The organism is Chitinophaga caseinilytica (assembly GCF_038396765.1).
GTDB lineage: Bacteria > Bacteroidota > Bacteroidia > Chitinophagales > Chitinophagaceae > Chitinophaga > Chitinophaga caseinilytica.
The window spans coordinates 2,906,175-2,921,652 of the sequence record NZ_CP150096.1; the positions used below are offsets into that span (position 1 = coordinate 2,906,175).

14 protein-coding genes are annotated in these 15,478 nt (G+C 54.3%); 9 read left to right on the top strand and 5 right to left on the bottom strand.

Translation table 11 applies throughout. From position 1 onward, the window contains the following. Window positions 1-3: 3 nt before the first annotated feature. Window positions 4-906: a MerR family transcriptional regulator gene (locus WJU22_RS12140; RefSeq protein WP_341843494.1), complete on the bottom strand. Its 903-nt coding sequence runs from the start codon at window positions 904-906 to the stop codon at window positions 4-6. Window positions 907-1,071: 165 nt separating this feature from the next. On the opposite strand from WJU22_RS12140, the gene lepB reads away from it, so the two are divergent. From lepB to WJU22_RS12155, 3 genes are all read left to right on the top strand, one after another. Next, a complete protein-coding gene (gene lepB / locus WJU22_RS12145; RefSeq protein WP_341843495.1) occupies window positions 1,072-2,241 on the top strand; it encodes a signal peptidase I in 1,170 nt (389 codons plus the stop codon). A gap of 106 nt (window positions 2,242-2,347) precedes the next feature. After that, the gene (locus WJU22_RS12150) at window positions 2,348-2,833 is read left to right on the top strand and encodes a cytidine deaminase (RefSeq protein WP_341843496.1); all 486 of its coding nucleotides are present in this window, start codon (window positions 2,348-2,350) and stop codon (window positions 2,831-2,833) included. A gap of 39 nt (window positions 2,834-2,872) precedes the next feature. Further along, window positions 2,873-3,874 (top strand): tetratricopeptide repeat protein, encoded by a 1,002-nt coding sequence (locus WJU22_RS12155; protein ID WP_341843497.1) that lies wholly within the window; start codon window positions 2,873-2,875, stop codon window positions 3,872-3,874. A gap of 57 nt (window positions 3,875-3,931) precedes the next feature. Here the strand turns inward: WJU22_RS12155 and argS are convergent, their stop codons facing one another. The 3 genes from argS to WJU22_RS12170 form a co-directional block, all read right to left on the bottom strand. After that, on the bottom strand, window positions 3,932-6,040 hold the full coding sequence (argS, locus tag WJU22_RS12160; protein ID WP_341843498.1) for an arginine--tRNA ligase: 2,109 nt from the start codon (window positions 6,038-6,040) through the stop codon (window positions 3,932-3,934). A gap of 104 nt (window positions 6,041-6,144) precedes the next feature. Beyond that, window positions 6,145-6,729 carry a porin family protein gene (locus tag WJU22_RS12165; RefSeq protein WP_341843499.1) on the bottom strand — a complete coding sequence of 195 codons (585 nt, stop codon included), beginning with the start codon at window positions 6,727-6,729 and terminating at the stop codon, window positions 6,145-6,147. A gap of 118 nt (window positions 6,730-6,847) precedes the next feature. Continuing rightward, window positions 6,848-8,200, bottom strand: a complete 1,353-nt coding sequence (locus WJU22_RS12170; RefSeq protein WP_341843500.1) for an OmpA family protein — start codon at window positions 8,198-8,200, stop codon at window positions 6,848-6,850. A 205-nt stretch (window positions 8,201-8,405) separates the two neighbouring features. On the opposite strand from WJU22_RS12170, the gene dnaK reads away from it, so the two are divergent. Beyond that, window positions 8,406-10,322 carry a molecular chaperone DnaK gene (gene dnaK / locus WJU22_RS12175; protein WP_341843501.1) on the top strand — a complete coding sequence of 639 codons (1,917 nt, stop codon included), beginning with the start codon at window positions 8,406-8,408 and terminating at the stop codon, window positions 10,320-10,322. A gap of 69 nt (window positions 10,323-10,391) precedes the next feature. Here dnaK and WJU22_RS12180 read toward each other — a convergent pair whose 3' ends face one another. After that, complete coding sequence (locus tag WJU22_RS12180) at window positions 10,392-11,306, bottom strand: BPSS1187 family protein (protein ID WP_341843502.1); 915 nt, start codon at window positions 11,304-11,306, stop codon at window positions 10,392-10,394. 201 nt (window positions 11,307-11,507) lie between these two features. Between WJU22_RS12180 and WJU22_RS12185 the strand changes: the two genes are divergently transcribed. The 5 genes from WJU22_RS12185 to WJU22_RS12205 are packed head-to-tail and all read left to right on the top strand — an operon-like array spanning window position 11,508 to window position 15,424. Next, window positions 11,508-11,849: a hypothetical protein gene (locus WJU22_RS12185; protein WP_341843503.1), complete on the top strand. Its 342-nt coding sequence runs from the start codon at window positions 11,508-11,510 to the stop codon at window positions 11,847-11,849. Between the two features lie 14 nt (window positions 11,850-11,863). Further along, window positions 11,864-12,478: a hypothetical protein gene (locus WJU22_RS12190; RefSeq protein WP_341843504.1), complete on the top strand. Its 615-nt coding sequence runs from the start codon at window positions 11,864-11,866 to the stop codon at window positions 12,476-12,478. Window positions 12,479-12,511: 33 nt separating this feature from the next. Beyond that, a complete protein-coding gene (locus tag WJU22_RS12195) occupies window positions 12,512-14,890 on the top strand; it encodes a 4-alpha-glucanotransferase (RefSeq protein WP_341843505.1) in 2,379 nt (792 codons plus the stop codon). A gap of 54 nt (window positions 14,891-14,944) precedes the next feature. Further along, the gene (locus tag WJU22_RS12200) at window positions 14,945-15,157 is read left to right on the top strand and encodes a hypothetical protein (protein WP_341843506.1); all 213 of its coding nucleotides are present in this window, start codon (window positions 14,945-14,947) and stop codon (window positions 15,155-15,157) included. A 54-nt stretch (window positions 15,158-15,211) separates the two neighbouring features. Beyond that, window positions 15,212-15,424, top strand: a complete 213-nt coding sequence (locus WJU22_RS12205) for a hypothetical protein (RefSeq protein WP_341843507.1) — start codon at window positions 15,212-15,214, stop codon at window positions 15,422-15,424. Window positions 15,425-15,478: the final 54 nt, after the last annotated feature.

Genomic DNA, 15,478 nt, shown 5'->3' on the forward strand with positions numbered 1-15,478 from the left:
GCCTCAGGACGAAGTAGTTACGGGCATTCGGCGGGCGTATTGGAGCACTTCGTCCATCGAAAGGAGCGTTTTCACGTTTTCGGGCAGGGGAACGGAGATGCGGGCGATCTGCGGGCCGGAAATCGTGACGGGGATAGTGGGGAACAGGCGGCCGAGGTCTTTTACGAAATTATCGAGCGCGCGCTGCGGGAAATTGGTGATGATGTGGGTATAGATCTGATCTACCTGTTTGCGGTCGGTATAGAAGCAAAGGTCCTCCAGCGGCACGTTGGCGCCGAAGTTCACGACCGTGCAGCCATTTTTCTTCAGCAGGTATTGCATGAACAGGAGGGGGATTTCGTGCCATTCGCCTTCGGGGAGGAACACCATGAAGCATTCGGTGGACGATTGCGGGATATCGAGCCCGTCGATGGCGACCATCAGCTTTTTCCGGATGATATTGGCGGCGAAATGTTCCTGTGCGGGGATGACGCAATCCACGAGCCACAGCAGCCCGATGCGCTCCAGGTAAGGGTAGATCACCTTCAGGATGCACTGCTCGAAGCCCATGCGGAGCAAGACGTTGTGGAAGATTTTTTCGAAACGGATCTGGTCGAAGTCGATCATCGCCTCCACGAGCTGGTTGATGTAGACCTGGTGCAGGTGGTTGCCCTTATGCCCGGTCTCCTCCAGCGAAAGCTGCCTGATCTCTTCCTCCGACATCCCCACGATCTTCGATATCTTGTAACCATGCCGGTACAGGTAAGCAATACGCATGATGTGCTTCAGGTCGCCGTTGTCGTAGACGCGATGGTTCGTGTCTTTCCGCTTGGGCCGAAGCACATTGTAGCGCTGTTCCCATATTCGGATGGTATGCGCCTTGATGCCGGTGAGGCTTTCAATGTCTTTTATCGTAAAGCTGTTCAAGGTTCTGGATATAGAATTAAACAAAAATAGAAATAAAGTGGTTCAACCGTTGTTTTGAATCCGAAACTTACGTGGTATTTTTTAAGAAAACTTTATCTTCAGAAAAATCAGCTGACAATTAACAGAATATTATATTTGTTGGTAAAATAAACTAAAACACTACGCATGAACCTGGTATTTTGGAAGAAGAAGGACGGCCAGCCGAAGAAAAAGAAGTCCGCGGTGCGGGAATGGCTGGATGCGGCTATCTTCGCCATTATCGCGGCAACGTTGATCCGTACCTTCATTTTCGAAGCCTACACCATCCCTACGCCATCCATGGAGAAGACCTTGCTGGTCAACGACTTCCTTTTCGTAAGTAAAGTTAGCTACGGCCCGCGCATCCCCATGACACCGCTTGCGGTACCCTTCACCCACCATACCCTTCCTTTCACGAAATACACCAAAGCCTATTCCGAGGCCGTTCAATGGAAATACCGCCGCCTGCCCGGTTTCAGCGATATCAAACGCAACGATGTTGTGGTATTCAACTTCCCCGAAGGAGACACCGTGGCTCTGGAAATCCAGGAAAGCGGGTTCTATTCGGACGAAGTGCGCAAAAACGGCCGCGATTTCGTGTGGAATTCCTATCATGTCATTTCCCGCCCGGTCGATAAACGCGAAAATTATATCAAAAGATGTGTGGGTATTCCGGGAGACAGTCTTGCCATCCGCAACGGTGTGATCGTCGTTAACGGCATCGCCGAAACCCCGCCGCCCGCAGGCGAACGGTATTACACCGTGCAAACGCAGGACGGCAGCAACATCAACCCCATGCGACTCGAAGAACTGGGGATCGAAGAATCGCCGGCCGGGAACGTGCTCAACATGACGCCCTCCGAAGCCAAATCCGTCGAAAGCCTCGGCTCCGCCGTTACCGGCGTTACGCCTTATGTGTACGACGAACCTTCTCCCGACGTTTGGCCCCACGATACCGCGAATTTCAAGTATACCATCGATAATTTCGGCCCCATCTACATTCCGAAGAAAGGTGCCACGGTGAAGCTGGACAGCGCCTCGATCGAGCTGTACCGCCGTATCATCGCGGTGTATGAAGGCAACAAGCTGGAAGAAAGAGGCCCCAACCAGTTCTATATCAATGGTCAGGCCGCCAGCACCTATACTTTCAAAATGGATTATTACTGGATGATGGGCGACAATCGCCATCGCTCCCTCGATTCCCGCTTCTGGGGCTTCGTTCCGGAAGATCATATCGTGGGCAAAGCCTGGATGATCTGGATGAGTTACGGCAAGAACGGCATCCGCTGGAGCCGCCTGTTCCGTACCATCAGATAAAAACGTTCATACACAATAGATTATAACGGCAGTCGCGCCTCCGTCCCGAAAAAAATGTACTTTCGGCCCGGCAGCGCGACTGCCTTTTTTATGCAAACTCCCGCTCATGGAAACAACCCGGCACATCATAGAATTTGAGACATATGCAGACATCAGCGCGCTTCCGCCCGAAGACGCCGCGCTGTTGCGGCAGGCACGCACGGCCACGAAAGACGCCTGGGCGCCCTATTCCCGCTTCCGGGTGGGCGCGGCCGCATTGCTGGAGAACGGGGAAGTGCTGACCGGTACCAACCAGGAAAACGCCAGCTATCCCGTGGGTATCTGTGCGGAGCGGACGGTGCTTTCCGTGGCTTCGGGCCTGCATCCCAACGTGCCGGTATTGGCGATCGCCGTGAGCTACGACAACGAGCTGGCCCGTTCGGTGGAGCCCATCGCGCCCTGCGGCATCTGCCGGCAAACGCTCATAGAATACCAGGCACGGTTCCACCGGCCCATCAAACTCATCCTCGGCGGGCTTTCCGGAAAGGTTATCGTGGTGGCAGACAGCGCCGACCTGATGCCTTTATCATTTTCTGCAAAAAGTATGAAATAATTTATATATATTTGGTTCAGTGCCTAAGCACATTGAACCATGTTCCTATACCGCTGTATCCTTATCCTATGCCTATTGGGCCCGGCGCTTCAGCCTGTGGCCGCTTCGGTGCCTCCGTTCGGGGGCGACCGCGCTTCGGAATTATACAGAAAAGGCGAGCAATGCATGCTGGAAGGCAGGCTGGACGAAGCTGAGCAATGTTTTGCCGCAGCGATCGGGGCTAACCGGAAGTACGTGGCGCCCTATCTTCAGCTGGCGGTGCTGTACCGGCTGCGTCACGATGGCGAGCTGGCGCGGCAACGATATCTCGATTTATTGAAAGAAGTGCCGGAAGAACCTTCGGCGCTGGCAGGAATGGCGGAAGTGAGTTTCGAGCAGGAGGCCTGGGAGGATGCGCTCGCCTGGGCCATGCGTGCGCAGGAGCAGGGCGCGCCGGGCATGTATGCCATCATCGGGATGAGCTACGCCGCGCTCGACCATGCCAGGGAAGCCATCCGGGCCATGGAGCGCTCGCTGGCGGAAGATCCCCATCAACCCGCCCTTAGCCGGCGACTGGCCAGGCTGTTCGCACAGGAAGAAAATTACGCCGCGGCACTCAGAATTTACGAAAAAGCACTGAAGACAGACAGTACGTCTGCCGATTTATATTTGGAATCAGGAATGATGCATTTTAATATGGAAAACTACAAAAACGCCGCCGGCGCATTTGAAATGGCAGCCAGGTACGGAGCTTCCGGCGATGCGGACCTTTATGCAAACCTGGGTATCGCCTACCTTCAACAGGCAGCTTACGACGACGCCATTCAAAATCTTAAAAAAGCCCTCCAGTTGCGAAGCGCAGATATCCGCATTATGCAACAGCTGGCCCATGCCTACTTCAAAAAGCAAAGCTATGCGGAAGCGGCCATGCAATGGGACCGTATTCTCGTGCTCCAGCCGCAGAACGCCTTCGCGATGTTCATGCTCGGTAAATCCTATATCTGTTCGGGGGAAGTGGTGAAGGGGCAACGCATCTGCGATCAGGCGCTTCAGTTACATTAACGGGGAAACGAAATGTCAATGACAGTTGCGTCATTGACATTTCGTCAGTTTCTTTTCCTACATTCTTTCAGGTACCCGGATGCCCAGGAATTTCATGGCCTGCCGGATGGTATTGGCCGTGAGGGAAGCGATCTGCAGGCGCAGCTTGCGCTTGTCTTCGTTTTCCGCGTCGCGCACGGAATAGGTGTATTTCCCGCTTTCCTTTTTCGCGTAGAACGAGTTGAAGGTTTGCGCCAGGAGGAAGGCGTAGTTCGCGATCACGGAAGGGCTCATTTCGCGGCCGGCTTCCGCCAGCACTTCGCCGAACTGCTCGTTGATCTTGATGAGCTCTTTTTCCATGGGCAGCAGCGCATCCGCGTGGCGATAGGTGGCCAATGCAGCAAGGTCTTCCGCGGAAAACTCGCGCAAAATCGACCGGATGCGGGCGTGGCTGTATTGAATGAACGGGCCGGTAAAGCCATGGATGTCGATAGACTCTTCCGGGTTGAAAACCATTTTCTTTTTCGGGTCCACTTTCAGGAGGAAGAATTTCATGGCGCCCAGGCCGATCGTTTCGTACAGTTCGCGCAGCTCTTCTTCCGTAAAATCTTTCACTTTACCGAGCTCTTCGGTGTATTTGGCAGCGGTGCTCACCATTTCCTCCACGAGATCGTCAGCATCCACCACCGTCCCTTCGCGGCTTTTCATCCGGCCATGGGGCAGTTCCACCATGCCGTAGGAAAGGTGGGCGATGCCGTCTGCAGAGGGCTCGCCGAGTTTCTGCATGATGAGCTTCAGTACCTTGAAGTGGTAATTCTGCTCGTCGGCCACCACGTAGATGCTTTGGTCCATGTGGTAGTCGTCGTACTTGAGGCGGGCGGTACCGATGTCCTGCGTGATGTAAACGGATGTACCGTCGCCGCGGAGCACGAGTTTTTCGTCGAGCCCGTCGGCGGTAAGGTCGATCCACACGGAGTTATCGGCTTTTTTGAAGAACACGCCTTTGCGGAGGCCTTCTTCCACCACGTCTTTCCCCAGCAGATAGGTATTGCTTTCGAAATACATTTTGTCGAAATCGATGCCGAGGCGTTTGTAGGTTTTTTCGAAACCTTCATATACCCAGCTGTTCATCGTTTGCCAGAGGGCGCGCACTTCCGGGTTGCCGGCTTCCCATTGCTGGAGCATGATTTTGGCCTGCTGCATGATCTCGGTCCGGTTGCGGGAGAGTTCTTTGATGTCGTCATGGATTTTGTCCGCTTTTTCTTCGTCGCTTTTGATGGCGGGCGTCAGTTCCTGGTGGAGTGATTTGGCGCGGGCCTTGTCTTCCCCTTCAAAATCGGAAAAATCGCCTTTTTCTATCCTTGAGATAACATCTTTGGTTTCTGCGGAAGCGGTGCGGGCGAGGGCTTTGATGTCATGTCTGAGCTTTTCTGCCTTTTCTACATTGGCCTTGAATTCAGGTTTGTTCAAAGCCGTGTGGAGCTTGATGAGCTTTTCTACCTGTTCGCCTTCGAAATCCCCGAAATTCCCTTCCAGCACGCGCGAAATGATCGGCTCGGCCTGGTCGCGGAGGATGGATTCGAAATGAACGTAATAATCGCCCACGAGATGGTCGCCCTTTTTGCCGGTGGATTCCGGCGTATCGCCATGGGCAAAGAGCTGCCATGCGAGCATGGATTTGCAGATATGGATGCCGCGGTCGTTCACGAGGTTGGCTTTGACCACTTCGAAGCCGTTGGCTTTGAGGATCTCCGACACGGAAAAACCGAGGAAGTTGTTACGGAGGTGCCCCAGGTGAAGGGGTTTGTTGGTGTTGGGGGAAGAATATTCCACCATCACCTTTTTACCGTTGGCAGGCTGCTGGCCCACGCTGGTGTTATGATGCGCGTCCTGCACGAATCCAGTCCAGAACTGGTCGTGAACGGAGAGGTTAAGAAAGCCTTTCACAACGTTGAAACCAGCCACGAGCGCGGGATGGTGCTCCGCCAGCCAGGTGCCGATGGATTGTGCTGTTTCTTCAGGTTTTTGCCGGCTGAACTTGGTAAAAGGGAACACGACGATGGTATACTCGCCTTCGAATTCGGGCTTGGTGGTGTTGACAGAAACGTCGGCCGCGGTGAAGGGCTGTTGGTACAGCGCCTGAACCGCTTCTGCGGCGGCCTGTTTAATGGAAGCAACTACGCTCATGAATATCTATTGATGGTAGAGGGCAAAGGTAACGGTTCGGAAGGGCAAAAAAGAGCAGCGGCCTTGCGGCACGCTGCTTCGGGTTTTACAGGCTAATGCCTTTACTATTTTTTGATCCGGAAGTTGCCGAACGTGTAGGTCACGCCGAACTGTGCAACGGAGTTCGCATGTTTTTCGTCGGTTTCGCCGGCATGTGTGAGTCCAAAGTTATACCGTGCGTTCACACCAAGACCGAAATCGAAATCATATCCCAAACCTGCGCCCAGTCCAAAATCAACACCTTTGTAGGCGTCGCCCACGTCGTGGGTATTGCCGTCGTACTTGGTTTTGGCGGCTACTTTGAAACCGATCTGGGGCCCGGCTTCCAGGTAGAATTCGGGGATGATGTGATATTGCGCCATGATGGGCAGATTGATGTAGTTGACGGCCACCGTAGTTTTGTCGAAAATCGGCGGGTCGAACACGAAGCCCTGTCCCGAATACACCAGCTCCGGCTGGACGCTCCACTGTTCATTGAGGCCCACTCTCGCGAAACCACCCACGTAAATGGATGCCCGGGTTTTGCTATTGGTCAGGTTCGTCATTTTGGCGACGTTCAAACCGCCTTTCACACCGAATTTCACTTGCTGCGCCTGGGCGGCAACACTAAACAGGCATACGGTCAGGAATAAGAAAATGGATTTTTTCATAATATGTTAAAATTGGCAGGATTGGTTTAACAAAATACATGCCGAAGCGTAAAAAAAGCCCTTCCGGAGTTACCGGAAGGGCTTTTAATGAGCTGTCACTATGTTGAAAACCAGTTTTTTAATAGATGGTGAATTCCACGCGGCGGTTGGCCTGGCGGCCCGCGGCGGTTTTGTTCGAAGCGATCGGCTGGTCCTGGCCGTAACCCGTGGCTTCGATGCGGCTGGGGTTCACGCCTTTAGACACCAGGTACGATTTCACCGACTCGGCACGGTCTTTCGAAAGTGCCATGTTCTTGGTGCGGTTGCCGGTATTGTCTGTATGGCCTGCCAGTTTGAGGCTGAGGTTTTTACGCACCAGCAGCGACGCCACCTGGTCCAGCGAAGCAAAGGATTTCGGGCTGATATCCGACTTCCCGGTAGCAAATTCCAGGTTGTCGATGGCGTTTTTCACGAGCCTGCGGTCGTCGTCTGTAATTATGACCTGAACGGGCCGTGCGGTATCCGGTTTTGGCAGTGAGCAGCCGGCGCCGTCCACTTTGTCGCCCGAAGGTGTGTTCGGGCATTTGTCGAATACGTCGGAAACGCCGTCGCCATCGCTGTCTTTCTGCAATTGCGCGAGATCGGCGGCCAGTTTTTCATTGTTGGCTTTTTCCGCTTCGAGCTCGCGGCGGAGCTGGTCGCGCTGCCCCACCAGGTCGTCGTACATGACGGCGGGCCCGTTATGCCATTGCAGTTGCGGTTTGGTGCGGGAACCGATGGCGAATTCGAGGCCGGCGTACCCGTAGGAGAAGCGGTCTTTGGAAGGGCCATATTTATAGCCGTCCAGGTTGTCGGCATCGAGGAAATTCATCGTGTAACCGAGATCGAGGTTCATGAAGTCGTTGAGCCTGAACTTGATGCCGGCGCCTACGGGGATGATGAGTTCCTTGATATTGCCGTCTGTCTTGTATTCCATTTCTGTGCCGCCGGTGGGGGTGATGCGGGGGCTGTAGCCGGCGAGGCCACCGCCGACGGAGGCGTATAATTGTGCGATGGGCTTTTTATAGGCCCAGTTGATGGAGGCGAAGTTGAAGACCCCGCTGAGGCTGGCGGTCCATTTCAGGCGGGTTTCGAACGACGAGAAGGCCCGGTTGGGATTGGCGCCGTTGCCGAGCTCGCGGCTCTGGTCGCCCTTGAGCCGGCCGCCCATATAGTCGGCCCGGAGGCTGAAGAAATGAAGGAGCTGCCATTTGGCATAAGCGCCATAGCCATAACTGATGAGCGATTTGGTGAAATCGTTGCTGCCGCCGATGAGGACGGAAGGGGCGGTGATGCCGCCGTTGATGCCGACGGAGAAGGTCCTGTAGTTCATGCCGCCGCCGCCGAAGAGGCTGCCGTGCGGATTAGGGGCGGGGTCGGAGTTCTGGGCAACACTGGCGAGGGGCAAGACGGTCATGACGCAAATGACCCACCGGAACATGGTTTTTTTCATATGAATGTCGGTTGTGTACGTATTTGAAAACAAAAAACACCCGACTGTGTTCTATTAGGGAAGACATCTTTTTATTCGTTATACAAAGCTGTTGGACGGAAACTGACATATTTTCATACTGCCTGCCGTTGGCATAATCATTGTCCAGAGAAGACAAGCCCGGTTTTCCGGGATACACTGTTTCACAAAGGAGAATATTATTATTATGGGAAAAATCATAGGTATTGACTTAGGGACTACCAACTCTTGCGTTGCTGTAATGGAAGGCAACGAACCGGTAGTTATCGCAAATGACGAAGGGCGCCGTACCACCCCATCCGTCGTTGCTTTTTTAAAGAACGGAGAAAGAAAGGTGGGCGATCCCGCCAAACGCCAGGCGATCACCAACCCCGTTAACACCATCATGTCGGTGAAGCGTTTCATGGGCCGTCATTTCGACGAAGTGTCCAATGAATTGAGCCACGTGAGCTACAAAGTGGTAAAAGGCGACAATAACACTACCCGCATCGATATAGATGGACGGCTGTACACTCCCCAGGAGATTTCGGCCATGATCCTTCAGAAAATGAAGAAAACGGCTGAGGATTACCTCGGCCAGGAAGTGACCGAAGCGGTAATTACCGTTCCGGCTTACTTTAACGACGCACAGCGCCAGGCTACCAAAGAAGCCGGCGAGATCGCGGGCCTCACCGTTCGCCGTATCATCAACGAACCTACCGCCGCCGCACTGGCGTATGGTATGGACAAGAAACATCACGACAGCATGATCGCCGTGTTCGACCTCGGTGGTGGTACTTTCGACGTGTCTATCCTTGAACTGGGAGACGGCGTGTTCGAAGTGAAAGCTACCAATGGCGACACCCACCTCGGTGGTGACGACTTCGATAAAGTGATCATGGACTGGCTGGCAGACGAATTCAAGAAAGATGAAGCCGTAGACCTGCATAAGGACCCCATGGCATGGCAGCGCCTGAAAGAAGCGGCTGAAAAGGCGAAGATCGAACTGTCTTCTTCCCAGGAGACCGAGATCAACCTGCCTTACATCACTGCGGTAGACGGTGTGCCGAAACACCTGGTGAAAAAACTCACCCGCGCCAAATTCGAGCAATTGAGCGACAGCCTCGTGGAAAGGACGCTGGAGCCCTGCCGCAAAGCATTGGCCGACGCAGGTATCGAAATCAGCAAGATCGACGAAGTGATCCTGGTGGGCGGTTCTACCCGTATCCCCCGTATCCAGGAAGTAGTTGAGAAATTCTTCGGCAAAAAGCCGAACAGGGGCGTAAACCCCGACGAAGTGGTGGCAGTAGGTGCAGCTATCCAGGGCGGCGTTCTCACCGGTGAGGTGAAAGACGTGCTGCTGCTGGACGTGACCCCGCTTTCCCTCGGTATCGAGACCATGGGCGGCGTTATGACCAAGCTGATCGAAGCCAACACGACCATCCCCACGAAAAAGAGCGAAGTGTTCTCTACAGCGGCCGATAGCCAGCCGAGCGTAGAGATCCACGTACTGCAAGGCGAGCGCCCCATGGCCAGCCAGAACAGGACGCTGGGCCGCTTCATCCTCAACGATATCCCGCCCGCTCCCCGCGGCGTGCCCAAGATCGAAGTGGTGTTCGACATCGACGCCAACGGTATCCTGCACGTAACCGCGAAAGACCAGGGCACCGGCAAATCTCAGAACATCCGCATCGAAGCCGGCAGCGGCCTGAATAAGGATGAGATCGAAAAGATGAAAGCCGAAGCCAAGGCCAACGAAGCGGAAGACAAGGCAGCACGGGAGAAGATCGAGAAGATCAACCAGGCAGACAGTCTCGTATTCCAGACCGAAAAACAACTGAAAGAATACGGCGACAAGATCCCGGCCGATAAAAAAGCCCCGATCGAAGCTGCCCTGGAAAAACTGCGTACCGCAAACAAAACCCAGGACATCGCCCAGATCGACGCTGCTTCCGCCGAGCTGAACGCTGCATGGACGGCCGCTTCCGAAGAAATGTACAAAGCATCCCAAGCACAGGGTGGCGCCAATGGCGGGCCCGAGCAGGGAGGCCAGCAACAACAGGGCGGTCAACAGGGAGCCAATGGCGACACGGTGACCGACGCGGAATTCGAAGAAGTGAAATAAGGATTACTACGAATAACGGAAAAGCCCGGATGCGAAAGTGTCCGGGCTTTTTTTATGCATGGGATTTTTTTATTGCAGGAAATGCAGCCAGGCGTTATCTGCGATGGAGGCGGGTGCGAAAACATCCACGGCGGTCATGTTGTGGAAGCGCAAAGGCAGCAGGAGCGCGGGTGTAGCGGTAGTGATGAGGGTCTGCGCCGTAGGCGGGATGGGGGAGTCGGCGGAAACGGGGGGCGTCATGCCGAGGTGCGTCCAGCCGGATTTTACGATGTTGATGTCGAGGAGCTCGTCTTTTTCGTGGTGGAGCGCGTAATAAATATTATGGCGGGTGGTGTTTTGTACCCAGTCGGGGATTTGTCCGTCGGTGAGGAAGTCGATGCCGGAAAAGAGGATTACACGGCGGAGGGGATAATGCTTTCCCATAACGCCTGCATGGCCGGCGCCTTGCGAGTGCCCGGCGGCGAGGACCTTTTCCCAGGCGGGCTGGTTGCCGGCGAGGAATTGCGCCCAGTTTTCGTCGGGGTATGTTTTATCGAGGTAATGCAGGAGATCGGTCAGCCGCTGGATGATGCAGTGGGTGCGATCGACGGTGACGCCGGGATGGCGGTCGGTGCCGTCGATGATTTCGAGGCGTGCGCGGGAATGGGCGGTGATGTCGGCCGAGCCGGCGCATAGCTCGTTGACGGCGGGTTTGTTGGGATACATGAGGCCGATGGCGTGGTATCCTTTTTCGGCGGCGAGGCGGATGAATTTCCGGTAGTTTTTGGGCTCGGCGCCGGTGCCGGGGAGGAAGAGGAGGAGTTGGTTGCGGCGTTTGTTGTCGGGGACCACGTACGCGTAGTTCGGGTCGTTATAGGTTTTGATATTCGAATTGGCGGTGGATGGCGGAACGATGTGTTCGCGGAGGCCGGAGGGCGTGGTGCGTTCGGATGGTTTGGTGCAGCCGAAAGAGAGCAGGGCGCAGAGGATGAGGGGGCGGATCATGTTTCAAAAACGATAAAAAGAGAATTTTGTTTTAAAAAAGTTTTGTATTGAAAAACGTGTTAAATTGAGCAAATCCGCAGCGCATTTTTGTTACCCTTTCCGCTGCATTTTCCCACTTTTATGATGGATAAGCGTTTTTTGGGTTGAAGTTTACAAAACTTCGATCTGGTCAACTATTGTTAACGCTTAAAATTTTGAATGATGTATTATTCGAATGATGAAGAGGAAAAACGGATAAGGGCCTCTCAGATGGAAAGGCGTCGCCTGTTGTTGTATGACCGCGCGTATTTAAGGATGTTTCAGAAGTATTGGTTCATAAATGACGGTACCAGGGCGACCGCTGAAGACAAACGCAAGTATTACGAATTAAGGGCGAATCTGGAACAGGAGCTGAATGAATATACCGCCAGCGAAGCATTTGATCCAGTTTTGGCTAAAAAATTAAGGGCTTGCCATCGGAGGTGGATGAAAGAAGATTTGGAAATGGGTAGCTGGCATGAACAGCGAATGAAAAGGCTTTCGGAAAACAACATTCAGGTATAGCTAAAGTAGATCCATTGTTTGTACCATCCCAAAAACTTTATACGGCTGAGCCAGGCTTAATAATTGGCTTTCATGGATGTGATCAATTTGTTAGGGATGCGGTGGCTTCCGGCCGGGATGTGCTGTGGAAAAGTGAGAATGAATATGACTGGCTGGGACATGGTTATTACTTCTGGCAAAACAACTTCGAGCGAGCGTTTGAATTTGCCAGTCATCCGCCAGGGAAGCCGGTTTCTGAAAGGCCAGCAGTGTTGGGTGCGGTGTTGAGTTTGGGGAATTGCCTAGATTTAACAGATAAAAAATGTATTAAGGTAGTAGAGGATATATACCGGGAATTTAGTTTGACGAGATTCATCGAAGATAAGACGTTGTCTACAAACAAATCGATCGGCGCCTCGCCAGATTTATTATTACGTAATCTCGACTGTGAAGTGCTGGAATTTCTGCATGCTAAAATGAAAAGAGAAAATGTCCCTCCTTATGATTCCGTACGGGGCGTCTTTGTGGAAGGGAAACCGATTTTCGAAGGTGCCGGTATTTATGACAAAACGCATGCGCAAATCTGTATCCGCAATCCGAATTGTATTCTCGGTTACTTTGTGCCGCGTGAACGTGTTGCCTGGCCGTAAGAGGAATGACCGTTTTTTTTGTAATTTCCGGGTATGACCCTGCGTTTCTATGTCCGCTTTGCCTCTGCCTGGGGGCAGCAATTGGTGCTCTGCCTGGAAAACGGGCAGCGGCTGGCAATGGATTACGTTGATCCGCAAACGTGGGCATTTACCCTGGAATGGGAAGATGCGGTCATTCAATATCGTTATGCCATCCAATCGGAGGGGAGCCTGGAAGAAAATACGATGCGGGGAGTACATTTTCCCCAAAACGTAAGCGCCTATGCTATCCACGACACGTTTCATTTCCCGGGGGATATAGCTGCATCGTGGATGCGGGCGCCGTTCAGGGATGTGTTTTATACGAGGGAAGGGATGGCTGCGGCAAATCCAGGCACCACGGGCTCGCATCGGTTCCGGGTGAGAGCACCGTTATTGCCGGTTGAAAAGAAAGTTTGGCTGATCGGGAATGTGGAGCCCCTCGGAAATTGGGCCCCTGACTTTGCGGTGGAGATGTTCGCTGATGGCAACGGGATTTTCTCGGTGGAAGTAGAATTGCCGGTCCAGGAGGCTATCGCATACAAATATTGCGTTTCCGGGTCGGAAGACGATTGGGAATGGGAGCAGGGTGAAAACAGGACGTATTATTCAGAAAGCGCTGCTTCGATAGACGATGGGTTTGCCCGGTTCCCGCGCCAGCCTTGGAAAGGTGCGGGTGTGGCGGTGCCTGTGTTCTCGCTCCGGTCGGGGAAGAGCCTGGGATGCGGGGAATTCGCCGATCTGCCGTTGCTGGCGGAATGGGCCGCAGCGGCGGGAATCCGCATGATACAATTGCTCCCGGTAAATGACACGACCTGGAGCAAAACCTGGCAGGATTCATATCCCTATGCCGCCGTATCGGCCTTCGCCCTCCATCCCATTTATATACACCTCCCGTCGATCGGGCAGGTGAGGGGGTATGCTGAACAGCAAAAGCGACTCGATCTTCCCGAAATGGATTATGAAGCCACGCTTGCCTTTAAAGAAACCGCATTGCGGGGCTTCTACCGGGCGTTCACACCAGACGCGGCTTTTCTTGACTGGGAACGCGCGCAGGCACATTGGCTCCCGGCATACGCGAATTTTTGTTGCCGGCGCGATGGAACGAGCGATCAGGGGTATTATCGCTTCGTGCAATACCATCTGCATAAACAACTCACCACCGCAGTAGCCATATTACGGTCGAAAGGGATTGCGCTGAAAGGTGACCTCCCCATCGGTATGTTTTTACATAGCGCAGATGTGCTTGAGCAGCCCGGTTTGTTCAACACCGCTGTTCAGGCAGGCGCACCGCCCGATGAATTCGCCACCGAAGGACAAAACTGGGGATTCCCCGCTTACAATTGGGAGCAGATGGAAGCCGACGGCTTTAACTGGTGGAAGCGCCGACTGCAGCACATGGCCCAATATTTTTCCGCTTTCCGGATAGACCATGTGCTGGGGTTCTTCCGCCTCTGGCAGGTGCCCCGCAATGCCGCGAGCCCCCTGCTGGGGTATTTCCAGCCGTCGATCCCGTTGACAGCATCCGAGATCACGGACGTGGGGATCCCGTTTTCCCGGGAAAGATATTGCAGGCCGTATATCACGGATGGTGTCATATCGTCGCTGTTTGGACATGAGGCAGACCGGTTGAAATCCGCTTATCTCGAGCCACAGTCCCCGGGATTCTACCGCCTGAAACAGGCGCAACCTTTTGCCGGGGAAAAGCCGTCGTTCGCAGCTGCGCTTCGTCAGCTGGCCGCCAACGTTCTGTTTCTGGAACCCGAACCTGATCAATTCCATCCCCGGTTCGGAATGGCCGACACGCTTTCGTTCCAGGCACTACCGGATTTGGAGCAAACCAGTTTGCGCCGGTTGGCAGACGATTTCTTTTTCCATCGCCATGATGAACTTTGGAAGCGATCGGCCCTGCATAAGTTGCCGGTCTTAACCAGCGCCACAGATATGTTGGTGTGTGGAGAAGATCTGGGACTGATCCCGCACAGTGTGCCGGAAGTGATGTCGGCGTTGGGTATTCTGGGGTTAGAGGTTGACCGCATGCCCCGCTATCCCGGCCGAACACCGGCAGACGCACCTTATTTATCGGTAGTTACGCCGTCCACGCACGATATGAGCACGCTGCGCAGCGAAGTCCCCACAGACCGGGAGCCCTCCATCCGCAGGCAGTTGCTGTCGCCCGCGATGTGGTGCATCCTTCAACTGCAGGACTGGCTTTCGCTCGACGATTCCCTCCCGCACCCGGACGACCCATCCCAGGAACGGATCAACGTTCCCGCCATCCTTCCCTGGTACTGGCGTTACCGGATGCCCCTGCCCCTGGAATCTCTCCTTGAAGCAACGTCCCTCCGCGACCGGGTGCATCGCCTCATCAGCGAAGCTGGGCGCGAGGGATGAAAAATCCCCACTGACCGGGAGCCCTCCATCCGCAGACAATTGCTGTCGCCCGCGATGTGGTGCATCCTTCAATTGCAGGACTGGCTTTCGCTCGACGATTCCCTCCCGCACCCGGATGACCCGTCCCAGGAACGGATCAACGTTCCGGCCATTCTTCCCTGGTACTGGCGCTACCGGATGCCCCTGTCCCTGGAATCCCTGCTGGAAGCAACGTCCCTCCGCGACCGGGTGCATCGCCTCATCAGCGAAGCGGGGCGCGAGGTATGAAAAATCCCCACAGACCGGGAGCCCTCCATCCGCAAGCAATTGCTGTCGCCTGCGATGTGGTGCATCCTTCAACTGCAGGACTGGCTTTCGCTCGACGATTCCCTCCCGCACCCGGACGACCCATCCCAGGAACGGATCAATGTTCCCGCCATCCTTCCTTGGTACTGGCGTTACCGGATGCCCCTGCCCCTGGAATCCCTGCTGGAAGCAACATCCCTCCGCGATAGAGTGCATCGCCTCATCAGCGAAGCGGGGCGTGAGGTATGAAAAATCCTTATGACCAGGAGCATCTGAAACTTTTCTTCAAAGACTTTTTACCTA

Coding starts and splice junctions, on each gene's coding strand:
- lepB (WP_341843495.1), top strand. CDS start 1,072: ATGAACCTGGTATTTTGGAAGAAGAAGGACGGCCAGCCGAAGAAAAAG.
- WJU22_RS12150 (WP_341843496.1), top strand. CDS start 2,348: ATGGAAACAACCCGGCACATCATAGAATTTGAGACATATGCAGACATC.
- WJU22_RS12155 (WP_341843497.1), top strand. CDS start 2,873: ATGTTCCTATACCGCTGTATCCTTATCCTATGCCTATTGGGCCCGGCG.
- argS (WP_341843498.1), bottom strand. CDS start 6,040: ATGAGCGTAGTTGCTTCCATTAAACAGGCCGCCGCAGAAGCGGTTCAG.
- WJU22_RS12165 (WP_341843499.1), bottom strand. CDS start 6,729: ATGAAAAAATCCATTTTCTTATTCCTGACCGTATGCCTGTTTAGTGTT.
- WJU22_RS12170 (WP_341843500.1), bottom strand. CDS start 8,200: ATGAAAAAAACCATGTTCCGGTGGGTCATTTGCGTCATGACCGTCTTG.
- dnaK (WP_341843501.1), top strand. CDS start 8,406: ATGGGAAAAATCATAGGTATTGACTTAGGGACTACCAACTCTTGCGTT.
- WJU22_RS12180 (WP_341843502.1), bottom strand. CDS start 11,306: ATGATCCGCCCCCTCATCCTCTGCGCCCTGCTCTCTTTCGGCTGCACC.
- WJU22_RS12185 (WP_341843503.1), top strand. CDS start 11,508: ATGTATTATTCGAATGATGAAGAGGAAAAACGGATAAGGGCCTCTCAG.
- WJU22_RS12195 (WP_341843505.1), top strand. CDS start 12,512: ATGACCCTGCGTTTCTATGTCCGCTTTGCCTCTGCCTGGGGGCAGCAA.
- WJU22_RS12200 (WP_341843506.1), top strand. CDS start 14,945: ATGTGGTGCATCCTTCAATTGCAGGACTGGCTTTCGCTCGACGATTCC.
- WJU22_RS12205 (WP_341843507.1), top strand. CDS start 15,212: ATGTGGTGCATCCTTCAACTGCAGGACTGGCTTTCGCTCGACGATTCC.